Origin of the sequence: [Borrelia] turdi (assembly GCF_008828755.2) — a bacterium.
In the GTDB taxonomy this organism is placed as follows: Bacteria; Spirochaetota; Spirochaetia; order Borreliales; family Borreliaceae; genus Borreliella; species Borreliella turdi.
The window spans coordinates 1-23,908 of sequence record NZ_QBLM01000007.1; the positions used below are offsets into that span (position 1 = coordinate 1).

24 protein-coding genes and 10 pseudogenes are annotated in these 23,908 nt (G+C 26.1%); 10 read left to right on the forward strand and 24 right to left on the reverse strand.

Translation table 11 applies throughout. The features are described from left to right. Positions 1–511 precede the first annotated feature (511 nt). Positions 512–667, reverse strand: a complete 156-nt coding sequence (locus DB318_RS05420; RefSeq protein WP_172964878.1) for a hypothetical protein — start codon at positions 665–667, stop codon at positions 512–514. Positions 668–1,046: 379 nt separating this feature from the next. Between DB318_RS05420 and DB318_RS05425 the strand changes: the two genes are divergently transcribed. Further along, positions 1,047–1,748: a hypothetical protein gene (locus tag DB318_RS05425; RefSeq protein WP_151074428.1), complete on the forward strand. Its 702-nt coding sequence runs from the start codon at positions 1,047–1,049 to the stop codon at positions 1,746–1,748. Positions 1,749–2,526: 778 nt separating this feature from the next. Here the strand turns inward: DB318_RS05425 and DB318_RS05430 are convergent. From DB318_RS05430 to DB318_RS05460, 6 genes and pseudogenes are all read right to left on the reverse strand, one after another. Next, positions 2,527–2,781, reverse strand: a pseudogene (locus DB318_RS05430) (DUF244 domain-containing protein); the annotation flags it as partial. A 130-nt stretch (positions 2,782–2,911) separates the two neighbouring features. Next, positions 2,912–3,374 (reverse strand): annotated as a pseudogene (gene bdr / locus DB318_RS06045) (Bdr family repetitive protein). A 12-nt stretch (positions 3,375–3,386) separates the two neighbouring features. Continuing rightward, a complete protein-coding gene (locus DB318_RS05445; protein ID WP_151074430.1) occupies positions 3,387–3,911 on the reverse strand; it encodes a chromosome replication/partitioning protein in 525 nt (174 codons plus the stop codon). A 60-nt stretch (positions 3,912–3,971) separates the two neighbouring features. Next, entirely contained in the window at positions 3,972–4,745 is a 774-nt protein-coding gene (locus DB318_RS05450; protein ID WP_151074431.1) for a ParA family protein, read from the reverse strand. Further along, on the reverse strand, positions 4,721–5,278 hold the full coding sequence (locus DB318_RS05455) for a DUF226 domain-containing protein (protein ID WP_151074432.1): 558 nt from the start codon (positions 5,276–5,278) through the stop codon (positions 4,721–4,723). The genes DB318_RS05450 and DB318_RS05455 overlap by 25 nt, the downstream gene beginning before the upstream one ends. 9 nt (positions 5,279–5,287) lie before the next feature. Next, complete coding sequence (locus tag DB318_RS05460) at positions 5,288–6,379, reverse strand: plasmid maintenance protein (protein WP_151074433.1); 1,092 nt, start codon at positions 6,377–6,379, stop codon at positions 5,288–5,290. Between the two features lie 383 nt (positions 6,380–6,762). Between DB318_RS05460 and DB318_RS05465 the strand changes: the two are divergent. Then, positions 6,763–7,777 (forward strand): annotated as a pseudogene (locus tag DB318_RS05465) (ERF family protein). A gap of 60 nt (positions 7,778–7,837) precedes the next feature. Here DB318_RS05465 and DB318_RS05470 read toward each other — a convergent pair. From DB318_RS05470 to DB318_RS05480, 4 genes and pseudogenes are all read right to left on the reverse strand, one after another. After that, a pseudogene (locus tag DB318_RS05470) lies at positions 7,838–8,266 on the reverse strand (Mlp family lipoprotein). A 189-nt stretch (positions 8,267–8,455) separates the two neighbouring features. Next, positions 8,456–8,650 (reverse strand): annotated as a pseudogene (gene bdr, locus DB318_RS06050) (Bdr family repetitive protein); the annotation flags it as partial. A gap of 257 nt (positions 8,651–8,907) precedes the next feature. Continuing rightward, complete coding sequence (locus tag DB318_RS05475) at positions 8,908–9,183, reverse strand: BBA14 family lipoprotein (protein WP_419465849.1); 276 nt, start codon at positions 9,181–9,183, stop codon at positions 8,908–8,910. Further along, positions 9,184–9,411 (reverse strand): annotated as a pseudogene (locus DB318_RS05480) (BlyB family putative holin accessory protein); the annotation flags it as partial. A 340-nt stretch (positions 9,412–9,751) separates the two neighbouring features. Between DB318_RS05480 and DB318_RS06055 the strand changes: the two are divergent. Next, positions 9,752–10,001 (forward strand): annotated as a pseudogene (locus DB318_RS06055) (RNA-guided endonuclease TnpB family protein); the annotation flags it as partial. 462 nt (positions 10,002–10,463) lie between these two features. Here the strand turns inward: DB318_RS06055 and DB318_RS05485 are convergent. Next, the gene (locus DB318_RS05485; protein WP_151074435.1) at positions 10,464–11,591 is read right to left on the reverse strand and encodes a hypothetical protein; all 1,128 of its coding nucleotides are present in this window, start codon (positions 11,589–11,591) and stop codon (positions 10,464–10,466) included. A 108-nt stretch (positions 11,592–11,699) separates the two neighbouring features. Here DB318_RS05485 and DB318_RS06210 point away from each other — a divergent pair. Further along, positions 11,700–12,199, forward strand: a pseudogene (locus DB318_RS06210) (hypothetical protein); the annotation flags it as partial. Here DB318_RS06210 and DB318_RS05495 read toward each other — a convergent pair. The 9 genes and pseudogenes from DB318_RS05495 to DB318_RS06155 form a co-directional block, all read right to left on the reverse strand. Continuing rightward, positions 12,189–12,326: pseudogene (locus DB318_RS05495) on the reverse strand (DUF787 family protein); the annotation flags it as partial. The pseudogenes DB318_RS06210 and DB318_RS05495 overlap by 11 nt on opposite strands. A gap of 301 nt (positions 12,327–12,627) precedes the next feature. Beyond that, positions 12,628–13,365: a CRASP family complement regulator-acquiring lipoprotein gene (locus tag DB318_RS05500; protein WP_151074436.1), complete on the reverse strand. Its 738-nt coding sequence runs from the start codon at positions 13,363–13,365 to the stop codon at positions 12,628–12,630. Positions 13,366–14,081: 716 nt separating this feature from the next. Continuing rightward, a complete protein-coding gene (locus DB318_RS06070; RefSeq protein ID WP_236840944.1) occupies positions 14,082–14,261 on the reverse strand; it encodes a hypothetical protein in 180 nt (59 codons plus the stop codon). Between the two features lie 143 nt (positions 14,262–14,404). After that, on the reverse strand, positions 14,405–14,560 hold the full coding sequence (locus tag DB318_RS06075) for a hypothetical protein (RefSeq protein ID WP_236840945.1): 156 nt from the start codon (positions 14,558–14,560) through the stop codon (positions 14,405–14,407). Positions 14,561–14,820: 260 nt separating this feature from the next. Then, positions 14,821–15,048 (reverse strand): BBA14 family lipoprotein, encoded by a 228-nt coding sequence (locus DB318_RS06080; RefSeq protein ID WP_336510998.1) that lies wholly within the window; start codon positions 15,046–15,048, stop codon positions 14,821–14,823. Between the two features lie 113 nt (positions 15,049–15,161). Continuing rightward, positions 15,162–15,344, reverse strand: a complete 183-nt coding sequence (locus DB318_RS06085) for a hypothetical protein (RefSeq protein ID WP_236840946.1) — start codon at positions 15,342–15,344, stop codon at positions 15,162–15,164. An 8-nt stretch (positions 15,345–15,352) separates the two neighbouring features. Continuing rightward, complete coding sequence (locus DB318_RS05515) at positions 15,353–15,532, reverse strand: hypothetical protein (protein ID WP_151074437.1); 180 nt, start codon at positions 15,530–15,532, stop codon at positions 15,353–15,355. Positions 15,533–15,798: 266 nt separating this feature from the next. Next, positions 15,799–16,026, reverse strand: coding sequence for a DUF261 family protein (locus DB318_RS06090; protein WP_236840947.1), 228 nt, complete (start codon positions 16,024–16,026; stop codon positions 15,799–15,801). Between the two features lie 417 nt (positions 16,027–16,443). Continuing rightward, the gene (locus DB318_RS06155; protein ID WP_272872979.1) at positions 16,444–16,575 is read right to left on the reverse strand and encodes a hypothetical protein; all 132 of its coding nucleotides are present in this window, start codon (positions 16,573–16,575) and stop codon (positions 16,444–16,446) included. Between the two features lie 758 nt (positions 16,576–17,333). Here DB318_RS06155 and DB318_RS06095 point away from each other — a divergent pair. From DB318_RS06095 to bdr (DB318_RS06270), 5 genes and pseudogenes are all read left to right on the forward strand, one after another. Continuing rightward, positions 17,334–17,558: a hypothetical protein gene (locus DB318_RS06095; protein ID WP_236840948.1), complete on the forward strand. Its 225-nt coding sequence runs from the start codon at positions 17,334–17,336 to the stop codon at positions 17,556–17,558. Further along, the gene (locus tag DB318_RS06100; protein WP_236840949.1) at positions 17,533–17,931 is read left to right on the forward strand and encodes a plasmid maintenance protein; all 399 of its coding nucleotides are present in this window, start codon (positions 17,533–17,535) and stop codon (positions 17,929–17,931) included. The genes DB318_RS06095 and DB318_RS06100 overlap by 26 nt, the downstream gene beginning before the upstream one ends. 246 nt (positions 17,932–18,177) lie before the next feature. Continuing rightward, positions 18,178–18,480, forward strand: a complete 303-nt coding sequence (locus tag DB318_RS05535; protein WP_151074438.1) for a DUF226 domain-containing protein — start codon at positions 18,178–18,180, stop codon at positions 18,478–18,480. Next, complete coding sequence (locus DB318_RS06265) at positions 18,429–18,569, forward strand: DUF226 domain-containing protein (RefSeq protein ID WP_419465850.1); 141 nt, start codon at positions 18,429–18,431, stop codon at positions 18,567–18,569. The genes DB318_RS05535 and DB318_RS06265 overlap by 52 nt, the downstream gene beginning before the upstream one ends. Positions 18,570–18,792: 223 nt before the next feature. Further along, a pseudogene (bdr, locus tag DB318_RS06270) lies at positions 18,793–18,995 on the forward strand (Bdr family repetitive protein); the annotation flags it as partial. Positions 18,996–19,178: 183 nt separating this feature from the next. Here bdr (DB318_RS06270) and DB318_RS06110 read toward each other — a convergent pair. The 3 genes from DB318_RS06110 to DB318_RS05545 all read right to left on the reverse strand — a co-directional run bounded on the left by DB318_RS06110 (position 19,179) and on the right by DB318_RS05545 (position 22,653). Then, on the reverse strand, positions 19,179–19,760 hold the full coding sequence (locus DB318_RS06110) for a hypothetical protein (RefSeq protein WP_236840950.1): 582 nt from the start codon (positions 19,758–19,760) through the stop codon (positions 19,179–19,181). Positions 19,761–19,871: 111 nt separating this feature from the next. After that, the gene (locus DB318_RS06160) at positions 19,872–20,003 is read right to left on the reverse strand and encodes a hypothetical protein (RefSeq protein ID WP_272872980.1); all 132 of its coding nucleotides are present in this window, start codon (positions 20,001–20,003) and stop codon (positions 19,872–19,874) included. Positions 20,004–21,606: 1,603 nt separating this feature from the next. Beyond that, positions 21,607–22,653, reverse strand: a complete 1,047-nt coding sequence (locus DB318_RS05545) for a hypothetical protein (protein WP_151074440.1) — start codon at positions 22,651–22,653, stop codon at positions 21,607–21,609. Positions 22,654–23,326: 673 nt separating this feature from the next. Here DB318_RS05545 and DB318_RS05550 point away from each other — a divergent pair. Next, entirely contained in the window at positions 23,327–23,623 is a 297-nt protein-coding gene (locus DB318_RS05550) for a DUF5425 family lipoprotein (protein ID WP_151074441.1), read from the forward strand. Positions 23,624–23,908: the final 285 nt, after the last annotated feature.

Below are 23,908 nucleotides of genomic sequence, written 5' to 3' on the forward strand. Positions count from 1 at the left end.
AGCTTCTTGATGATCTTCTACTGTCTTTATTTTACTTTCAGCCTCACTAGCCTATTTTATAGCTTTCTTATACTCTTCTATTGTATCTTCTAAATCTTTTTTGTTATAAACAGAAACAGCTTTTTTAGCACATTGTTAAGATTAGAATATTCTTTGTCTAGATTTAATGTTTTTAATGCATCAAGGGCTTGACTATGCTCTTTCAGAAGGCTCTTTGCTAAAACACCCAATACTATAATTGTTACAACCAGTATAGGTATTAATAGTATTATAAGATTTTGTATATTTGTTATAAATAGTATCTAAATTACATCGATATGTTATAGTTTTTTAAAAAAAATCATTAAGCTTATCCCTGTCTTATTTAGTTAATTTAGCATCCTTTTCTCCTTGCTTTTCTGAACTAGCATTTAGTATCAGAATCATCAGTAAGCATAGCAAAGCTACTATCATGAACATCAACTTGAGCTAAAGCAGCTTCACCACCTATAACATTATTTTTATTTCCCTCTTATTGTCCCGAAGCAACTGAACCTGGATTACTAATATTGCTAGTAGTGTCAAACAAGGAAACTCCTTCTTTACTTGTGATTTTTTTTCCAAAAAACTTGCAAAATACAAACATTATTATTGCTAGTAGTAAAATATACATATTGATTCTTATCATTAAGCCCCCCCTTTTTATTTGGTTATTTTACAAAATATTATTTATATTACATATTCTAAACTTAGAAAAGTTTCTAAGAAATTTGTGAAGTCTGATTGTACGTTTGCAGAAGAAAATTATCTTATATGGCTATTTAGTGTTTTATGATTTAATCAATATAATAGCTAATTAAGTTAATAGAGAAGATGTAAGTGCAGTATCTTAGTAAACAAACTAAATAATAAGATGTTGTTTAAATTAACAAAATAGTATTAAGAAGGTGATGAGGAGCAGAGTTTGATTTAGTTGCTACTTAATTTATAGATTTTCAATAAAGATAAAAGCAGTAAAGTTGATTAAACTGTTATGGTATATTATTTAAATATGTATAGGTTATAAAATGAGATTAATAGTTAAGGTTTTAATTATAATTAGTTTAATTAGTGGCAATTTTATGTTGTGTAAGCTATATGAAAAATTAGTAGATAAAAAAGAAGAGCCTTTAGATAATAAAAGGGAATATTTGAAGAAAAATAAATTAATTGTGGGGTCTACTGATAATGTAGAAACCGATATTTTAACTACTTATTATGTACAAGATAGTGATAGAGGTAAGCGTAGGATTAGGAGTGCAATTGAAGGGGGGAAAAGCGGCCAAAAAGGAAATATATTAGAAAAGCAAATAAGCAAGGACATAAATATGAGGTTTTCAGTTGATAGTAGATCAACTAGCAGTGAGAATGCTAGTTATAATTATTCTGAACAAGTTGCTAATAAAGCTAAGGAAGCTGAGAATATTGAGAATAAAGCCTCTTTTTATATAACAGAGACTGATAAAATGACAGCTAGTTTAAATAAGATAAGGCCAGAGCTTGATGCAATAAAAACTAAGATTGATACTGCTGAATCTGATCTTCAAAAAGCAAGAAAAAAATCTAGGATTAGTGAATCTAAGAGAAAATTATTGCCTGACCTACACAAAGCAATTGTTAAGGCTAAAAATAGTAGGGATTATGCTGACAAAGCATGTTATAGTGATGTAGTTAGTGTATTAAAAATTGTCAGGGATGGTTTTGAAAATATAAAGAGAAGGGCAGTTTGATGCTTTAGGAGAAACCAAAGATGGCAGCTCTTCTATGGCATATTATGATTATTCTTACTTTTATTATTGGATAGAAAAAGCCAGAGAAACAATGAATAATGCAGAAAGCATGTTTAAGAATGCCAAAAAGTATCAATAAGATCTTAAAGCTAAGATGGATCAAGTAAATAAAGAGTTTGCTCACTTGGAAGAAAAAATATTAAATTTGGGAAAAACATGAATCTAAGTAGTAGAATAGAGGTATAGATTTAACCAAAATGAAAGCCTTCTAGGGGGAAGAAAGGGGTTTATATTATAGCTCTCTGCTATTCTCTTGGTCATGTCTAGTATACTAAAAATCAATACAAAACACATATAATATAATACTTAAATATTATCTATAAATACTAATTGGGGAAAATTTTTATTTTCAACAAAAGCACAAAAAGATTTTATTATGACCAATTGATATATTAGGGAGTATAACATGTATGAATAATTTAGCGTATAAATTAAATACCAGAATATAAATATATAAATAAGGCCTTTTATTGATTAAGGGGTTTAAAGAGGGGATAATAGATTCTTTTTTATTGTTAAATCTCGTGTGTAATGGGAATCTACCAAACAAAAAAAATTTTATAGAATAAATTCCAATGAATTTATTCTAATCAGTGAATATCTTGTCAATTCTTTTAGCAATAATCATCAATTACTTAGAATTTATTATGGTTTCTGGAATTCCTAAAACACTATTGGCATATCTATTTTTGTGCAAAACCGTAATATTATCACTGCATTTATCAAGCTTGTTTCTCAAAAAACTAAAACCAATATTACAATTAAATCTAAAACACTCTTGACTACTTATTCCTGATAATTTTTTACCTATCTTGCTTAATTTACTTTTTTCTTTAATGGAAGAGAATTTTTCCTCGAATACTTCACCCCCAATAAAACTTTATTGATTAACACGCAACATTTTGGATTCTCCATTTATACCGTTATCTATATTGTCTTGTGGATTATTGTTTTCATTTGAAACATTTATCATATTTTACCTTCAGCATCTATTATTTTTATATATAATTATATAAAAAAACTACTTTTGTCAACTTTCCTACAAAAATTGTTAACCAATTAAGTATTTCAATTTTATAAAAATGAATTGTATATTATTTTTATTATTTTCCGCCCTGTAAATATCTCATAAACAGGGCGTTTAAAATTAGGCCCAGAATTGCCGCTGTTAATATCATAAAATGTACCCGACTGTTCCCTATATTGAGATCTCTTCTCAAATTCTTTTCAAATTCTTTACTTTATTATCTATCTTAATATCTAAATTAGATATGTCTTTTTGCAAATTCTTTGCTTCATTTTTAATCTTATTAGTAATTTCACTTTTTACATTATTTATCTTAGTATCTAAATTCTTTTCCACATTATCTATCTTAACGTCTAAATTAGATATATCTTTTCGTAAATTTTTCTCTCTACATCAATCAATTTCTCTTTTAAATATTCAAAGTTGTAATTATCATTATGAATAAAAACAAAATCTATTGCCTCTTCGCTAAACCCAATATTTAAAAATTCATTTTTTATACTTTCTATATTGTATGTTCTATGCGCTAAATTGTTCATAACATCCTTTTATTATTCTTCTAATTGTTTATATTTTTTAAAAAGTTTATTAAGAAAATCTTTTTGATTTTCAAAAATCTCATCCATCATAAAATTTGTAAATTTGGCATGTTTTTTATAAAAATTATAGCTTTCTTGTTTTTTAAGCTGAAATCTTAGGGGCTTTATCCAATTTTGTTTGGATTTCTTTATTATTATGTTTTCTTTATTTCTTAGTACAAAAAGAGTTTGTCTAAATCCATTTTGTACTAAAAATTCTTCCTCTATTATTCCCTCTTCTATAGCATTAGCAATTCTTAAATAATCATAAGCCTGAGTTTTTGCCAATTTATAGTCTTTTGTAAAATCTTCAAAACTTTTATATCCGTCTAGTTTGTAATATTCATTATCTTTAATCTCTTTTAAAATTTTCATTGTCTCTAATCTAGAACAAATTTCAGATTTAACATTTATTGTTAATTGAGATTTTAACGATTTATACCTAACTATAACATCGTTATCGGTAGATAAATTTCTTTTATTTAGTTGTATATTCATATACAAATCACCTCATATTTTTTTCCGGCACCGGAATTTTTTTCTACAAAGAACACCTTTTTATATACGCCATCCAAAAGATGGTGTAACTTGCATCTTATTTAAAAAACATTCAAGAATTTTTTTATACTCACAAACATAATCTTTATCTAAATCAAATTCATCATTTTCTGCTATTCTCCTATTTAAATCTTCTCTTTCAGATATAATCCCTAAATAATCCTCTCTCAATTTTAAAATGTCTAGCAGTTGTTTATGGGTATTGTTTTTTTTAAATCGTGTTACCAATATAAAAATTGGAGCATTTGTTCCTATTTTCCTTAAATAAAACTCTAAAAGATCTAAACTTTCAACTGCCCATTTTTCAGCGGTTATCGGTACTAAAATATATTGACTACTTACTAAAGCGTTTGTTAAAGTAAAGTCTAAACTTGGTGGAGTATCTATTATTATATAATCATAGTTGTCTTGTATAGATTCTAACTTCTTTTTTAATCTTAATTCCTTAAATGGAATTGATTCTTGATTAAATTTGTGCAAACTTAAATAACTGGGGATTAAATCTAAATTATTATTAATATTGATAATAACACTTCTTATTTCTAAAGAACCCTCTCTTAATATTTCATATATATTAAACTTTTCCAAATTAATATTTTTATTTTGTATATTATTGAAATAAAAACTAGTTATTGATGCTTGAGTATCTATATCTATTAGAAGAATTTTTTTTGATTTTGATAAAAGGGTGGCAAGAATTATTGAAGTTGTGCTTTTGCCTACACCGCCCTTAAGACTGGCAATTGTTATTATTTTAGGTTTTTTAGTATCCATTTTGTTAACGGTCCTTGTTCTGGATATTTTTTTCCATAAAATTCATATACTTTTTGCTCTAAATCTGTAAACATACTAAATAATATTTTATTGTAGTGGTTATTTATTCTTTTTTTATCTAACAAGCGATATAATCCCTTAAAGTAACAAAAGACACTTCCCGCTTTAAATCTAAACTCTATATAATATGCCCTTGCAAATCCATAAGATTTTCTATTTCCGTTTACTTCATACTTTATAATAGCCTTTTTTATTGGTTTTCTGAACCCGTAAAAAATTCCAATAAACTTATCCCCTTCTTTAATAGGATATAAATGTGTTTCTTCAACAATTCTTTCTCCATTAAATAATGCTCTTAATGACAATCTAAATTCATGTTTTTTCTCACAAACTCCAAACTTATAAATGTCCATCATTATTTTTGTATGATACATTGCTTTACCATTTTCTTTTTCACTCAAAATAAATCGTTCTTTATTTTGACATTCAACTTTACATTTTCCTTTTTTTACAAGTTCTGATGCAATTTCCATATTAAATCCTCATACAACTTCTTTTAACATTAAAGAACTATTATCATTTTTTATTATTTCTAATAATTCATAATTATATAAATCAAATACTTTATTATATTCTAATTTCTTTTTGCTATTCAAATAAGTTTTTATAATTGGCTTTAGAAATTCAATATTTGTCTTTTCTTTTAGTTGTTCAATGAGTATATTGAAAATGTTTGTCTTTATATTCTCGTAATTTTTTTGTGAATTTTCTTTTTTCAATTCGATTGATTTTTCTAATTTGCACGTTATTTTGTTTAAATCGCTATATTTTTGATGTTCAATAATAAAATGTGGCTTGTTTTTGTAATTTTCATATATTTTTTTAAATTTTATTTCCAATTGTTCTAGATTGCATCCCTTTTCCCCTAATTGTTTTTTAGTATTATCTAAAATTTCTTTTAATTTGTTTTGTTTATCTTTAAAGTAAGATTTATTTAAAGAACTATATTTACTTTTTGTAAACCTGTTTTCATGCTTTTTTACGGTTTTAAATATTTTAATTGCCAAATCTACACTAATATCTAATTTTAATAAATTTGAAAGAGTTTTTTTATCGAAAAAGTTACATTTATTAAAATATTTTAGTTTTTTATATTTTTCTATTTTATTAGATTTTTTTTCTTCTTTTATATTATTTTTATTATATAAACACTTTCCCAACCCTACATTACCCTTTTTTGGAGATTTGCCTTTAAGGTAGTTATTCACTCTCGATTTAAATCGAGAGTGTTTTTTTTCTTGAAAGTATTGGTTTATCTTAAAGTAGCATTCATTTTTTTTATAATTAAGGTGATAGTAAATTTCAGTTCCAAAATTTACCCCCAAATGTTTGTAGTAGTTAGTTGTTACCTTTATTTCTTTTTCTAATCTGTAAAGGTATTTTTGTAATGTTCTTAATGTAGTCGTAGCTTGCCCGTTTCTTTTTAGATTTTCATTAAAGTAATAGAGTATGTTTTGTTGTGTATATTTCTTATATTTGGTGTTTATGTAGTCTAGCGTTGAGATAAGAACTATTAATTTATGTTGTAATTTGTTGTAGCAATTTGGATTTTTTTTATTGATTGATATTGACATAATCATCAACCTCCATAATTTTGATTAATAATAACTAATAATATAATGCAAAATTTTGGTTTAAAAGTAAATACTTTTCTAAAAAAATATTAAATTAAATTATTAATCTTATTAATTAAATATACTTTTTTGTAATTTAGTAAAAGATAAATTGATTTTAGTTTTAAGTTAGACTATACTACAAATAACGTAGTTGTTTAAATATTGACATTTGCACCTACTATAATTTTGATAATTTGCAAAAAATAATAATATGGTGGGTACTTAACGAGATTCTTTGTAAAAAGAGTTTGGTTAAGTCCCACTTTTTTGTAAAAATTTTTGTAAAAAAAGTTTTTGATATATATAATTATTATTAATCAAAATTATGGAGGTTGACGGTTATACTACATACAACAAACAATAATCAAGAAAATATACAAAATAATATACAAACAAAAAAGAAGCTTCAGAAAAGATATGAAAACCTAAAAAATGAATTTACCAGGGATTGATAAAAATCTTAAAGGATATAGATATAAATACTAGGATTTCAATGATATAGTGGAAGAAATTGAAAACGTGATTAAAAATCACAATTTGGAGCTTTATTTTGAGCAATATTCAATATCTAAATTTATAGATGGTCAAAAGGAATATGTTATTAGGGCCATATTTTACAGTAAAAGCCTTAGATATGAGTAGCTGCCCTAGCTAGTTGTGGTACTGTATTTACATTTTAGATCCATTTTCATTGCTCCATTGTAAATTTTCTATAAGTATTTGTGTATTAAAAGAAAATTTATTATTTCAAAAGGTACGCTTTAGTTGCATATTTTAATATAAAAAGTGAAGTTGATACTGATGCGGGTTCCACTCACAATAATTGTGAAAACGGAAATTATATGCCCAACAAGCAAGTTGGCGTTAATCAAAATCAAGAACAAAAAAAGGAACAAAAACAAGAGATTAATCAAATTCAGAAAAATAACACTATCCAAAATCAGGAAAAAGATATTAAACAAAAACAAAGAAAAGATGGGTTTTATTATTGCAGTGTTTTTAAAGAAGCGTTGTCTAATATAAAAAACTGGGTAAATAGTCCTACAACAAAAGATGATATAAGCTCAATTATTCAATAAACTTTATTTAGAATATAGATCCCAATAATATTGATGATATCAAGAATTGAAGATAATTTAATTGCTCATTTTGAGGAAAATAGTGACTTTAAGAGTATAAACTATTGGGTGGAGATTATAAAAAACTATTTCAAAAAAAACAAATAATAGATTAAAGGATTTACAAGATTTTGAAAAGTTTATGGCGTTTAAGAGGACTACTTATGGTCCTATCCCGCTATTATTCTTTTGCACGTTAAAAGAAGATAAACAATTTGATTATATATTTGCAGTGTAGTAATACATCCCCACTTAGTAAAGCCCCTAAATAAGGGGACTGCTATATTTGCTATATTAATTAGTTGTCGCAAGTAGTAGTTGTTTGAGTTGCAAAATTATCTATACTGCCGCCAAGTGCTCCCTGAATTACAGCTTTAAAAGTGTTTTTTCTTCATCGTTTTTATTGTATTTATTAAGTTCACTTTTTATGTGATCAAGCGTAGATTTTATTTTATATTCATCATATCCTAAAAATTTATCAAATTATCCATCATCGGCTAAAGCGTTTTTAACCAGGCAAGTTGTGTTTTTTGATCTTCAGATAGTTTTTTTCTAAGCAATTCTTCTTTAGATTTAGGTTTTTCTGCATTGCTTAAATCACGTTTTTATGCTTTTTACTTCTTGGATATTATATTTTATTATTTTTATTAAAAGCATCTTTATTATTGGAATTACGGTTGTTTAGTAGAATAAAAAATAAACAAAGTAATATATTGATAATCTCCACTCTCCTCTCCTTTTTTTATTAGTAATGTTTAATTAACTAATTATTGCTACTAAATATTAGATAAACAATTATTATTGAATTTTTGTTTTTAAAAGGATTTTTTGAAAATGATAAATTATATTTTAGGGATTTTTGATAATTACTATTTGAAAAATCCAGTAATTAGTTATATAACAATAGCTGTATAGTCTTAGCATTTAAACCATCTATTTTGGTATCTAAATTCTTTTCTATAAAATTCATTTTAACAGCAAGTTCGCTTTTTACAGAATTTATCTTAGAAACAAGATTATCAAACTTTATACCAAATTGTTTTTCTAAATTTTCTAAATCCCTATATGTAAGTTCATTGTGATAATATCTTTTAGATAAATTTTGTACTATTAGTTATTCCATCCCCAATCTTATAAACCCATTGTATATTTGTTCTTCGGGTATACTTGCAGTATTTGTTAGCATGGTTTTTACAATATTTTCCTTTATAGCTTATTATACATTAGTTTGGTTTGCGGGGGTCTATTTATACATATAAAGTATTGAAGTATATTCTCTTGCAAGAAAACCTTTTTTGAAATTTACATTTTTAACTTATAATGTTAATTATAGACTTTTTGCCATAGGTTTTGTTTTTTAACTGTACTCTAAAAGTAGTTTATATTATGTCTTATTGAAGCTATAGAGCGCTCATCTTTTAGTATTGCTAAGTTTGGATAAGTATATGTTGGATAATTCGGATCATTAACCTTAGATTTTGTTTTAGTTAAGAATGTTATAAAATACATAACATAATTTGATAGTTTTGCCTCATATTTAGCTAAAGATTTTAGTGTTTGAATAATTGGAGGTTCTAGATCTTCTAGTAAACTAACAATGGTAGCATTACATAGTAGTAAAGTAATTAATAGTAGTTTGTTAATTTAAACATTTTCACCTATTTTGAGAGCGCTTACATATTCTTTCATGATTTTATTGCGCGTTGCTTTTAGTGAAGATATGATGCTTTTGCTTTTGCTTTTGCTTTTGTTGTTAGAAATAGCCTCTATTATCTCAATATTGCAATTCACGATGTCTTGTATTTCTTCAAATATTTTCATTGATTCGGTTGTTTCCATAGATTTTAGTGTTAATATGTATGTTTTGTAAAAAATATATTACCCCGCTTAAATATAAGAGGGCGGTTTTGGAGCCATGCTGTGTTTAGTTCTTATGTCTTCTATTTTTTAGTAATTGAAAAAATTAGTGTTCTTTATTAAATATGTACTATTAGTCTCTTCTGAATAGCTTAATACTTTCTTTGTCCTGTTTATGTTGGCCGTCTTAACTAAAGGCTGAAATAAAAATTAAAAGTGTTAAAAATACCATTTTATGGTAAGTATTTTTTATTTTCGCTTTATTCTCCTTATATAATTATATTAATACTATGATTATATAAAATAAATTATTTTTTTTAAAAAAAAATTAATTCATTATGATGAATGGTTTTTTATCAAAAAATTAAAAAGAATACTCCACCCTAAATATAAAAGTAATAAAAATAGACAAACTTTTAGAACCAATAATCAAAAAAACTCAATAAGAATAGAAAATGATTATATAAAGCTACCTAAAATAGGATTTATAAAATTAGCTCTACAGGAATATTAAAAGTAATTAACTTATTAAAAATGTAGTATCAGTAAAAGATACTGATGATAAATATTATATTTCAATAGCAGTTGAGTGCCTATATGCTAAAATAACGATAAAACATTAGTGTTAGGATAAATTTTGTATGTATAAGCTCTATTAGCACTTATTATTTTTTCTAATATAGAATAATAAATGAAATTATAATTTTTGTGGCTTATTTATTTGAAATAGTATTTTTTTGAACCAAAGTTTAATTATTTCTGCTTTTTTAATTTTTGACTTTTTTATTATAAATCTATATTTTGATTTGTATTATTTACACGTACTTTTTAGCTAATAAAATAGATTTTAAGCTCTTTGTAAAAAGTTTCCTATTTTTGTTTGCTCATAACCACATAATACTATATAGAAAGTATATAAACGACTGCTAAATTAAAATGGAAAATATCTACTTATGATATATATTAATATAACATTCTTTTTCATTAATTTGTACGACTTTATTTGGCTTATAGAAGCCAAATAAAGTTTAAATTTGATTTGGGAATAGTTATCTCAGGTAATGATTCTACGATTTAAGGATATTCTTTATATTCCTTAAATTGTTGTATTTATTGCTTATTTGTTTATCTCTATTTTTAGACCTAACTGTATTATAAGTAGAGCTTAGCTTATCAATAGCAGCAACCATTTTGTCTACCTCTCTACCTGTTGTTTTATTGGCAAACATCTTTGCCCTTTTAAATCCATTTTCATATGTATCAAAAGCCATGCCAGCAATAGCGCCCACAATAACATCAACAGCATGATCCCCTTTATTTCCATTAGCATACTTCTTGGAGGCTTCTTTAAATTCATTAACGGCTTCAATAAATTCGGGAGAAGACAAACTAGATACTATAATGGCAAAAGCATCGGCATAAGCCACGCTAGCAGATTCTATAATCTTTTTAAAAACAGAAAGAATATCTCTAACTTTTTTTAAGTTATCTACACTTTTTTCCCCTTCTTCCTTATTATTTTTTTCATCATCTATAAAATCGTTTATTTTTTTTATTTTATTTTCAGCCTCTTTAGCTTTTATTATAATTTCTTTATATTCCCTGATTGCATTGTCTAGGGGTTTGGGGCAATAATCATGTGCAGCTTCCTTTAGTATTTTATTAAGGGTAGAATACGTTTCCTCTAGATTGTTATTTTCTAAATAATCAAGAGCTTGGCTGCGCTTTTTAGAGGGGGCTTTGCTAAAACATCCAATGCTATAATCAACACAACTAGAATAAGTCGCGATAGTGTTATAATAGCTTATATTTTTGTTATAGATAGAATCTAACATCCCCTGATATGCTATTGTTTTATCAAAAAAGACTTTAAGCTTACTCCTATCTTCTTCGCTTAATTTGCCAGTAGTTCTTTCTTGGTTGTATTCACTAACATTAAAATCAGGATCGTTATTAAATATAAGCTCACTACTGCCAGCATGTCCTATAACTTCAGCCGAAGCAACTTTATTTGTAGCGGCATTACCTTTTTTGTTTCTGTCTTGTTCTAAAACAACTGAACCTATATCGCCAATCCCTTTAGTCGCGCCACTTAAAGGTGTATTTTTTTTATTTACATCATCACTTCTATAGAATTTACATGATTCAAGTATTGTTGTTATTAATATTAAAATAAGCATATTCCCTTTTATCATTCTTTTCTATTTTCCTCTTTAGTTTATTTATTAAATTTAAATATATAAATTAATTAAGACGATATTATATATTAAACATATTATATCTTTTTATTTTATATAAGGAAAGCTCAAGCTTATAAACTTGCAAGCAGCGAAATTATTAAACTTATCAATCATTTTGTACTAACAGGAACTGTTTCAATTCAAAAAGATGGTAAAAATAAAAACGTTTACTTCCCAATATGCATGGACTACTTAATATGCCCGAACAAATAAAAGAAGAAGTTAAAAATGGTAATAAGGATAAAATGGATAAAATATTTGAAGAAATTGAATCTGGACTTTCAAAACTAGAGTTGAGGGATGAATTTTCTACACCTATGATGGTAAATAGTTGACTCCGCAACTTCTCTGAAATTGGTAAAACCATATGTAGCAACACAAGCTTCTGCAATTAGTTGTGTAAAATTGGAAGATGCTTTGATCCAAACTTTAAAGTTATTAACAATAGAGAAGATGTTTACATTGAAACTTCAAACTTACTAAAGCCCCAAATACTTGCCTATCCGTTTAATCCAGAGCTTATTAAGTTCGAGCCTAGTAAGTACATGTTGCCTACTCTGAATTAACAGCAATAGAATTAATACTAAAGTTATAAGCAATATTCACACTAAGTTCCAATTTAAGATTTGAAGATGGAGATAAAATCGGTTTTAAATCTTTATATTCGATAATTAATTTCCTATCAACGAACCAGCTACACTTTCACAGAAGCTATATAATCAGGCCTTTCTATGATGTCGTTTAAATTTTGAATGCCATAACTTACAATACGTTATGGGAAGTATATTAAAATTTATTTAAATATACTTCCCATATTTAAACCTTCTTTACGGGCTAGAAGACTTATATCATATTAAGATTGCTATCTATCTTGCTCCTTTCTATCCAAAATTACTTATTTTTTTGCTAAAAGTAACAATGAAAAAGTAAACTAAAAGCATATTTCAACGAATAACTGAGCTTATAAATTATTTATTTGTATTTTTTGAATTTATATTGAAATTATTTTATTTATTCTATTTCTCAGTTTCTCCGCTGTTATTTCTTTTCCTTTAATTTGATTTAATATTGCAGACGCATAAGACCTTAGCTTACCAGTATCTGTTTTTATAAGATCATTATCGTTTTTATAATCTAATACAAGCCTGCTCAACATTTTTGAGAAGACTGTCTTTATAGACCATAATTCTTCAAAATAATTTTTGATCTTCTCTAAATCTGAGATGTCTAGTTTGTCTAAAGTCTCTTTTTTAGAATATAAGTTAACAATCGCAGAATCTAAAAATTCTCCTAATCTGCTAAAAATGTTAAGGATTTCTCCCTGTCCTGACAATATTAAAATTTTTGAAAATTCACCCAAGTCATTAGTATCTATATCATTTAATATTACATAAACATGTTTTCTAAATTCTATAGATCTTTTGGAATTAGACGATATCAACTCTGGCGCGTCCACCCAGCCCAACATTCCGAAAACCCCCATTCCATATTGATTTTTAGGCTCTTCTTCTATTTTTTTTACATATTTTTCTCTATCTGCATTACTTATTTCTATTAAATTTCTTAAATTACTAATCAATTCGTTTTTTATTTCTTTATCATGTCCTTCTTTTTTTGGAGCTGTTTTTTTATTAATATCTTTTTTTTGTTTTACGTTATTAAAATCCGGATTGCAGGAATTTAGCAAAAATAAAAATACAAGTATACCCATAATTGTATTATATTTCATAAATATTCTCCTTTGCTTAAAATCTAATAATTACTTAATAGAATTACTTAATAGAATTACTTAATAGAATTACTTAATAGAATTACTTAATAGAATATAATACTAATATAAGACACTATATATTATAGTACATAATACTATGTATTACAATATAGTTGTGGTATAAAAAACGTTACCATAGATGTCAAAATAGTAGATGTAACGAGAACCCTGATCATTCGAAGTGTCTCTACAAACCAAAGTTTAGCTTTAGTTGGAAAATATTCTTTATTTACAAGCTTGATGGCAGGATCAGCAGTAAATCTTGCTTCTAGATTATGTGTAGAAATTATTGCCAAATATTCGTTTATGGTTTAGTGGTCGTGCCAAACTTTATGTTTTTTGAAATCCATTTGTAAACTGTATCTAACCAGCCGCTAGGGCAATATTCTTAAAAAACACCGCTGCTGCCGACTTTGCAGCCAAAGTCAGAATACACCACACCTTTTTGAAGCACCGCTACATAAAGCGAATTGTCAGGATTAGCTACATTTATTGGCGCTTAGTATAATGGTCGTTTTTTGATATTACTTCTTCTTTGCTTTGGAACTTGCCTTCTCTTCAAATGACTTTGGTTGAATCGTAATTACTAGCGCTACTTTTTGACATAACATAACTAGACGCATCTAAAGAGCAGATTTCAACATCCTGCTTAATTGCCTCGCTTTTCTAAATTGTTAAAATTTATAACTTACCTGTTTTTGAGAAAGTATATGTATATCTAAATTCATATAACAAGGCTTGAAAATAGTCTCAATATCTTCTCCAGAATCAATAATTACAGCTGAAACTTTGTCGAGGATTGCCCCACTAGCTTCATCAGCAATTTGGAGATTGAACTGAATTTTCGAATACAAATTTTAAAAGACTTAAATAGTTATTAATAGTTAAAGATACGCCTTTAGTACTATTGAAAAGCTCTTTGCTGAAAAATTTTTCTAAAATTTCTCTAAAAGGGAGCTTTTTTTGATCAGTTATTTTCACAAATACGTCTTCGTTTCTAAAAATAAAAAATTAAGAACTCTTCTGAAAGTCTACTTACATTAAAGCTGAATTTGCTTGCAGCTGTTTTTAAGGTTAGATCAACTATTTTTTCTTCTAAAACAATACTTGCAATATATACAAAAAGGAGCAAGTTTGAAAACTTGCTCCTCATCTGTAAAAAATACAATATTGGGTTTAAAAGAAGCACAATTTTTTGAAGTGTTCTTCTTTTGAATTTGAGATTTTTTCACTTGAATTGTAGGCTTTAAGCTTGTATCAATTATTTTCTAAATTGTAATTATCAGCTTTAATATTTGTATCATTAGATATTCCAAGGCAGATGAAGTTTGTAAAGAATAGTTGCTATTTTCAAGTTCTGAGGTATTTTGGGATTTTTATATGCCATTATCTTGCATTTAGTAAAAACCATGATTATCTTTTACTGTGTTTTTTGTAACACTCTATTACAATCGGTTCAGTTTTATTTATGTAGCGTTTATAATATTCAATTCGATTTTTTAGTATATTGGTGTCCTCAATATCATTTTCATGGTTAAATAAAGGATTAAAATTTTCAAATGAAGGAAATTTTTCATTAGTATAGTATTTGTTTGCATAGGATTGACAAACAATAGCTAAACATTTAGCGAAGTTAAATATCTGAAAAGCTCTGCTTCATTAAAGATTTACCCCCCATTGTCTTCTTTATTAATTAGTTTTGGTTTTTGAGGAAGTGATGGTATTGATTCACAAAATAATAATATCAATAACGCTCAAAATAGCGAAAAATTAATTTTTGTGTTTGTTTTTTCATTTTTAGCTCCCCAAACTTGATTTTGTAAATCTTTTAATATTTTGCTTATAACTTCGTTTCTAATCTTTATTAGCTTATTGTATTCAGAAAAGTCACCTTTTGAATCTCTAAAAGCTTTACAGGCCCGTATTGAGATTTCCATTGCATCTTTTAGTCAGCTGTCAATTTGCTTAACAGTAGCGCTATCTTCATTGTTTTTTCGATTTTGTATTTCATAAAAAAAACCAATCTTAAAAGTGAACTTATAAATGCAATACTTTCTCTTGCAATATTTAATTTGTCATTACCAAAAGAATTTTCAAGCTCTTTTAGGAGTGCGTTTTTGAACATCCGCTGTGTCTAATAATTCATTCATCTTTTTGATTGTGTTTATTATGTTACCTTTAAATTGCTTCTAAATTTAGAATTGTAAAATTCTAATCTGTTTTTAACTAGCTTTACAATGATTTTATTTTGAATTTTAAATATCCTTAAAGATTCTAAGTGTCCGTTAGAAACGGTTTTGGAATTGCCAAGTGAATCCTAAATTACAGTTCTATCATTATTTAATATTGCAAAATTATAAAAACCAGAACTTTCATCTTTGTACTTTTCAATCAAAATGCCAGATTCTGTTGGAACATATTTGGAGAATTAACGTAGGCATTATCACCTCTTAAACAGCCTTTGTTTACAATTCCTTTAAAAAGCAAATTGATTTCAAAATAATTAAAACATTTTTTAACACTGTTTTTAATTTTTTTTACTACAAGTTTAATGAATAAAATACAAAGAAAATAACATCTAAATTGAAATATAACTCCGTTTTGTTCTTTGAATTTCATTTGCAATGGTAGCCAAGTCTATAAATTTCAACTTTTTTATATTTTCTTTGTTGGAACTTTGGAAACATGATGCACTTTCAAGTAATTCTGATTTGCACTTTCTTATAAAGTAGTCTTTGAGTGGTTTATAGGGAAAATTGTAAATGTATAGAAAAATTTTGTTATTCATTGATTTTTACTAAATTAACCGAATTAAAACATTTTTCCATCTCTTCTTTTAACAACTCTTGTATTTTAATTCGTTCTCTTAAAATAATATTTTTAATTTCTAGTGCCAGATTTTCTTTGTTAACAGAATTTATAAGAGATGTGGTTTTTCAGAGATCTTCTTTAATAAAATTTTTTATTTCTTCGAATTCGTTTTTAATTGTAACATTATAGTAGCTCTCAAGTTCTTTAAAAACTTCAGCCGGATTTTCAAAAGACTGAGGTTTTTAAATCAGCTATAATTCCTTTAAAAGCGTATGTGTCTATTCTAGAGATAGATATTTCCAACATTGCTGCAATAATGCTAGTAATAATATTTATTTGTTTTCTGATTTTTATCATTTAATTCCTCTTTTTATTTTTCTTACTGAGAAAAATAAAAAAATATAGACTAGTAGTTAGATTATTTTACAACTATCTAATATGGCGTTGACCATATTAGGTGGTTGATAATTTTATATCGTTTTTGTAAAAAAATATATATATATAATAAAAACTTTTGTCAAAATTTTTTAGATAAAATAATGAATTGTTATGTTATGTACTTAACATATTTTAGTATAGAGAAATGTATCCTAAGAAAAAAACCTAAAGGAAGGGTGAATAATAAGTCCAGGGTTGCCAAAGCAACCAAGACTTACCCCGAAAAACAAATGTTTCTCAGGTATGCTATTTATAAATATGTTATTGCAATAATCAGATTTTTTTATTATAATTTTACTTACTTTAAGATTCATACTTTTTAAATTAGTAGAACTAAATCCTAAAAAGAGTTGAAGATTATTAAAGTGTCTCGGTTCGAATCCTTAATTAAGAAAATGAGATCAAATCAATACAATAGACTTTTAAAAGTCTATTAGGCAATTGCCACTAAAAATAAAAATTACAAGAAAACACTTGGGGTTGTGTGTTATTCGGCTTCTGATATTTATAGAATAGTTGCTTATCTGCTTCAAAAGATGGGAAAAGGGTTGTTTGCACGCGCACCGTGCAGCGGGATTTAAAAATTCTTAATGAGTTTGGGTTGATTAAAATCAGACTAATAAAATTTAGAAAAGATAAGGCTTGGAAATGGTAGTGTTGCACATTACATACAAAACATGGAGCTTGTAGCATATCACAAAGAGATAATTTGGAAACATCTTGTTGAGTTGCTTGAAAAAAACCTTGAAAATGAAAAAATAATAGGATATTATGACGAAGAGATTAAAAATGTAGTGTTTACACCTAAATATTCTTATAGTATTTCTAAAAATTCATCAAATTCTTTACAAAGTTCATATGATAGTGATTTAAGCAATGAAAATGATAAGCTCTATGGCTAATACAATGTCGAAGCAATTACTGTCGCATGTTATAAATAAAGCTAATATAAGTAATATTCTTTATAAGAATTCTTGTAGCAATTCAAAAATTCAAAAAAACAATCTAAATTTTGAAAAAAAAGACATTGAAACGAGGTTAACCAAAAGAAACGTTCCCAAAAATTTTCTTTATCGAATAAAAGACCTTATTAATAATGAGGCAACTTATTATAATGATCTTAATAATTTGGAAGTGGCTTTAAATGAGTATAAAGATAATAATTTGAAGTATGTGCTTGAGCGCTTTTTAGATCAGTTTTCCAAATATCGATATAAAGTTTGTATGATAATGGTGTATAGTGATGGGGTTGTTAGTGATTATGAGGTTATTTGAAAAAAAGGTTTGTGGAGTTTGTAAAGGAAAAAGTGCAATTAAATAACCATGTTAAAAAAGTGCTTTCAATGGAGACTAGGAATATAAATGGTTGTATTGGGGATCGGTTGATAAATTTGAATAGTCAATATCAAAAGTCAATAAATCGAGAACGATATAGTTCAAATGAAGTATCATAAAAAATTTGTATAAGAGTTTTAAAAAATAATAGAGATCTTTAAGAAAGAAATTATTAATGATAAAACCATGTATCATGCAAGATTGATGAATATTTTTATTTTGTCCAGAGTTAAGAAAGATAGGCTTTCAATTTATTTTATAAATTCTTTAAACAAAGAGAAAAAATGGGGTCATTTATTTGTATTAAGAGAGGGGAATTCGTTTTTAGGGATGTTTTATGGGTTTAAAAAGATCAGGCGCAATGAATTTATAGCGATTACGTTTTTGTTTGTAAATTGCCTAAAGAAATATTTAGAACTTTTAATAAGGCTTATTACATTGAGTTTAGATTCAAAACAGGTAGTGTATTTTTATATATCCACACTTTAGCTTATTTGATTCAGGACGAAAATAGTCAATGTAAAAAATTATATAAGAAGATGTTGAATTTAGAAAAAAAAGTACACTTTTTTTTCTAAAAGCTTGGATCCCGATAGCATTATAACTAAGAGGATCGAAAGAAGTAAGCTTAAAAAGTTGGAAAAAATGGAAAATCCGAGCCCACTTCGCAGTCGACTTGGTAGAAATTTTGAAAATATGCTGTTATTTGTCTGGTATTTGTATTTTACTATGTTTAGTAAATGATTTGTAAGTGAAATTATGGAATCACAAGTGTTGAAAATAAATATTACTGAAGATTAAATATATAAAGAGTTTCTTCGACTAGAAATGGAGCAACCAATAGCTTAAGATTTATCAAAAAGATATTGTCACAATGATTACATATAGAGATTTGTAAAACTTAGAAAAACAATTTGTAAGATTTGATAATCTTATACTAAAGATTAATTAATGTAGAGAAGAATTTACGAAAAGATGTGTCTAATTTGACACAAGACCTTGATATTAAACTACAAATTAATAGTCAAAATTTTTTGGAAAAACCTAAGTTAGCAGCAGGATAATAAGTACTATTACTGTAATAGTAGTGCTCGAGCACACCGCTATATCTATTTAGTGCCTTTTGTTATGTTGCTAATTGGCAGTTATTTCAAATAGAAAGTCAACAAAGAATTTTTCACCCATAGTTAATTAATAAAAAAGATTTTAGATATAATTTGCTTTTGCAATTTGCTAGTATTTTTATAAATTCCTTTATGTTTTAGATTAGCATTAATGTATTGTTTGAGAGTATGTAAATTTTTGTAACAAGGTTCCTTTTCAGTAAAAAAATTTGAAATCAAATTTATAATAGTAAATTTGATTCCTGTAGTGTTGTTTAGATAATAATTTAGATTGCTTTGATTTGGCTTTAGACGTGCAAATGATCCAATGTAAGTAAGTTTTTGTGATAGGTTTAATATATAGGGCTTGTTTACCAGGAAGATGTTTTGTGAATTAGAGTTGTATTTAATTCCATGTAGTGTTTTTTGTGGCTTTGCGATCAAAGAGTGAATAATTTTTAGCTGTTTGGTGGTAATTTCAAAGTCAAATATATTGTTTGCCACATAATTGATTCTACGAGAATCGATATATGGTAATCTATTTTTGTCTAGATTTTCAATACAACTGGAAATTTTGTTAGAGCAGATTAGAGAATATGTTTGAATTTGCAAACCGTTGTCCAATGTAGCGGATTTATCTGTAAAAAATAGGCTGAATGAAAACATATAAACATTATATACCTTTACGTAAAAATTGTTAAAGTTTTTTTAAGGCAAGGTTTTATTTACTTTAAAAAAGGATATAAAGTTTTAACTTTTTTAGGTTAAAATTTTATATTATGAGAATACATATGTAAAAAATACAACTAAATCTAGTTTAGAATTAAAAAAAGAATTATTTGATGTATTTTCTTTTATTTTAAATTCTTTAGAAAGCGATAAAACTACAATTAAATCCTTGGAAGTCATACATAATGAAACAAATAAAACAAAGCATTTTATAAGACAAAGTATAAATTTGTTAATCAAATCAAATTTGGTATTCAAAAAAAAATAGAAGGTATGTTATAAATTTTCCTGAGACCTCAAAACTAATTCACTAGTTGAAGGAAGTAATGATGCTAAATTAAAGACATTATTTTCTAAATATAAGTTTGATATTTTATTATCTTATATTTGATAAAGTTCTTTATAAAGAACGCAAAAATCAGAAATAAATTAATTTATGCTTATCTTTATAGAGATAGATACCAAGTATAAAAATTTATAAATTCAAAAATAAAAATCAAAGCAATTTTATCTTTCTTATTTTTTTATAATCTAAAAAGAAATCGCTAAAATATCCCCATAAGATATTAGTCTTATTTTTTAAGCGTACTTTTTATTTGCATGATACAATGATTCATGTAAAACAATTTTCAATATAAATATAAAATAAGGAGAGGATTACGTGCACAAAATATTTTTGTTAATACCCCCACAACATTTGTTTGTATTGTATTGATTTATATGATTGGATTTGTAATTAGCAAGAGCATTAATATATTTTTTGGCGTAGAATTATTAAAAATGCCTAACTCCAGAAATAAAAAAATATGATAGGTGCTATGCTAAGGCTATGAATATAAATCTCTTGATAAAAGATAGAAAGCAGAAAAGAATAAAGGGTTAGAAAAAGCAATTTATAAGGTTATTTTAAAACATAGAAGATTAAAATCTTGCAAGTTTTAAAATTAAGTAGCAGTTCAATAAGGGCCTAAATAAATTCTTTAGTAAGAGAGCTTCTTTAAGCCCTGCAGTTTTTTGGATTCGAATGCAAGTAAAAGCGGATTGTTAGGCTGTAAGTTTGAAAATTTTCGATTTGCATGCAAATAATTTCCATAGCCCCCAATTAAAGATGAAATGTGATTGTCTCCTTTTTTATTTTTTAGTATTCTAAAATCGCGTAGCAGAATACTAAAATCTTTTTTAGTTAATGCATATAGGTTACTACAATAAAATTATTTTCATTTTCTTTTTCTTTAAAAAATTTATCTTCTATCTCTTACTAAAAAATTAAATGCTAATGAATTGAAAATAGAAATAATAAATAATCTATTTATAAATAGATATTTTGGTATTTTTTCATAATTGATTACTAGTGCTTTTAAGCAATAGGAGTTTTTAGGGCATAATCTGTTAATCATTATTTTTTCATTATTATTTCTTGCAATTTTTCTATATATGATTTTTTCAGTTTGATATAAATGTTCTAAGCTTTTTTCTTTTTATCTTCGGAGATACTTTTAATCTCTGAAGAATTTTTTACTATCTCTATTTAAATTCAGCATTACTAGCTTGCTCTATAGCTTTCTTATACTCCTTTATTAGGTCTTCTAAAGCTCTGTCCTTTTATTAATAAAATATTTCAAAATAAGATGAATTTTTTACTATGAAGTGGATTTTTAAAAGAACTTATTAACACTATTAATAATATTGATGGTGAAGTTGTTTTTAAAAAGCTGTATAAACATATCTTTGAAAAAGTTTTTATAAATAACTAGAAAGGATAACTAAAAACTTAATAGGTTATTTAAGACTTGACTTTCTTATAGATAGCACTTAATCTATCAATAGCTTTAATCATATTATCTACCTCGGTTCCGTTTTTATTACTAGCAAACATTTTTGCTCTTCTAAATCCATTATCTTCAAATCCACTATATGTCATCCCAGAAATAGGACCTACAATAACATCAGCAGCATTATCCCCTTTATCTCCATTAGCATACTTCTTGGCGGCAGCATTAAACTCGTTAATAGCTTGCTTAAATTCTTTACAAGATAAGCTAGATGTTACAGTAATAAAAGCATCAGCATAAGACAGGCAAGCTGTTTCAATAGTTTCTTTAATAATAGGAAGAACACCCCTAGCTGTTTTTAAATGTTCTATGTTTTTTTTCTTTTTCTCGTTATCAACACTTTTAGCCTCTGTATAATCTTTTACTGGCGCTATTTTATTTTCAGCTTCACTAGCTTGTTCTATAGCTTTCATATACTTCTTTATTGCGTCTTCTAAAGTGTTATCCTTATAACTAGCAACAGCACTCTTTAGCATTTTACTAAGCTTAGAATACTCTTCTTCCAGTTTATTTTTTTCTAGTTCATTAAGAGCTTCTTTACGCTTTTTAGAAGGCTCTGTACTAAAACATCCAATACTATAATCACCACAACTGCCATAGGTATCAATGATGCCATAAGATTTTGCATATTTGCTATAGATAGAATCTAGAATAGATTGATATGTTTTAGTTTTGTTGAAAAAATCTATAAGCTTCTTATTGTCTTCTGTAGTTAATTTATCTTTAGTTTCTTGCTTTTCTTTACTAGTGGTGGCTAGGGGGGCATCAGCAAGCATTTCAGGGCTACTCTTATTCTTTTTAGCTTCGCCTGTAGTATTGCTTGTATTTCTCTCTTGCTTACCACCTGAAGAAGTAGCTATTCTTGAATTACTAATCTTGTTAGTAACATCAAGTAAATAAGCGCCTTCTTTACTTGCGCCAGAATTTCCAAAAAACTTGCAGGACACAAACAATATTGTTGTTAGCAGTAAAATGAACATATTGTTTCTTTCTATCATTAATATCCCCTTCTTTTCTTAATTATTCATTATTCAAATAATATTTTAACATAAAGCAAATACAGAGTAGAAGCAATAATTTTAAATTTATTTGTCGCACTTTTTTAAAAACTGTATTTTATTATTTATTTAATTTATTATAATTTCTTCCATATCGGATACGCAATTAATAGCAAAATTTTCAAGGCGTGTTTAGGTAAATTTGTTCAATAAGCGTGTGTGATTTTAGAATTAATAAGTTTTAATAATTTTGTGGCATATAATTTTAAAATTCCCTTTATAATTATACGAGGAATATCTGATATAGTTAATAATGAGAATAATTATGATGATTATAAAAAGTTTATAAAAAAGCCTCTATAAATTCTTCAAAAACAGCAGTTAATTTAATTAAATTAGTGGAATTTATATGAAGAGAGTTTTTCATGTTTTTATTTAAGTAAATATTATGTCTATATAATTTTTACTATAAAACACAATAACTATTGAAAAAATAATTAATTTAAAATAGAATTTTAAATTCAGGGTATTGGAAAATAAACATGAATTTAAGCTAATTAATTTCATGTTTAATATTTTATATTAAAAGACAAAATTAGGCATATCTTGATGATAGAGTTTGCTAATTGATTCTTTGAGTATATTAAATTATTAAAATTAGAAAAGGAGATTTATGTACAAAAAACATATTGCTTTTTTTTTATATAAAATAATAGTCTTTTTATTAATATTGGGTTGTGATTTACCAAAGAATACCGTTCAAAATAAAATGAATGATATTTCTAATTTAGAGAAGAACTACATGGATGATCCAGATTATAAATGCTTAAATAAAAAAGAGTCTACAGAGTTTAAAGATTTTAGAAGATTAGATAATAATAATATCAGAGATCGTTCTTATTCTGGAAGAATAACCAATGTTTCAAATTCTAATAGCAAAACTCGTACAGTTTGTAAAACAAGAAATTAATCTTTTCAAATATGATATATAAAAGAAATTGCTTTATGCTTAATTTTTTAAGCATACTACTGAAAAAAATTTTTTTGTTTAAAATCGGATAGCCTTATGCAAAGGCTATCCTTAGAATTATTGAATTCTTTTTATACTCAGACCAATAACCGGCTTTGGTTTTTGCGTTGATATATCTTGTTTTTCAATGTATTTATTGATTGGGATTCTTAGTTTTATACTAAAAAATTATAAATTAATTTATAATTTTTTAGTATAAAACTAAGAATCCCAAACAATAAATAC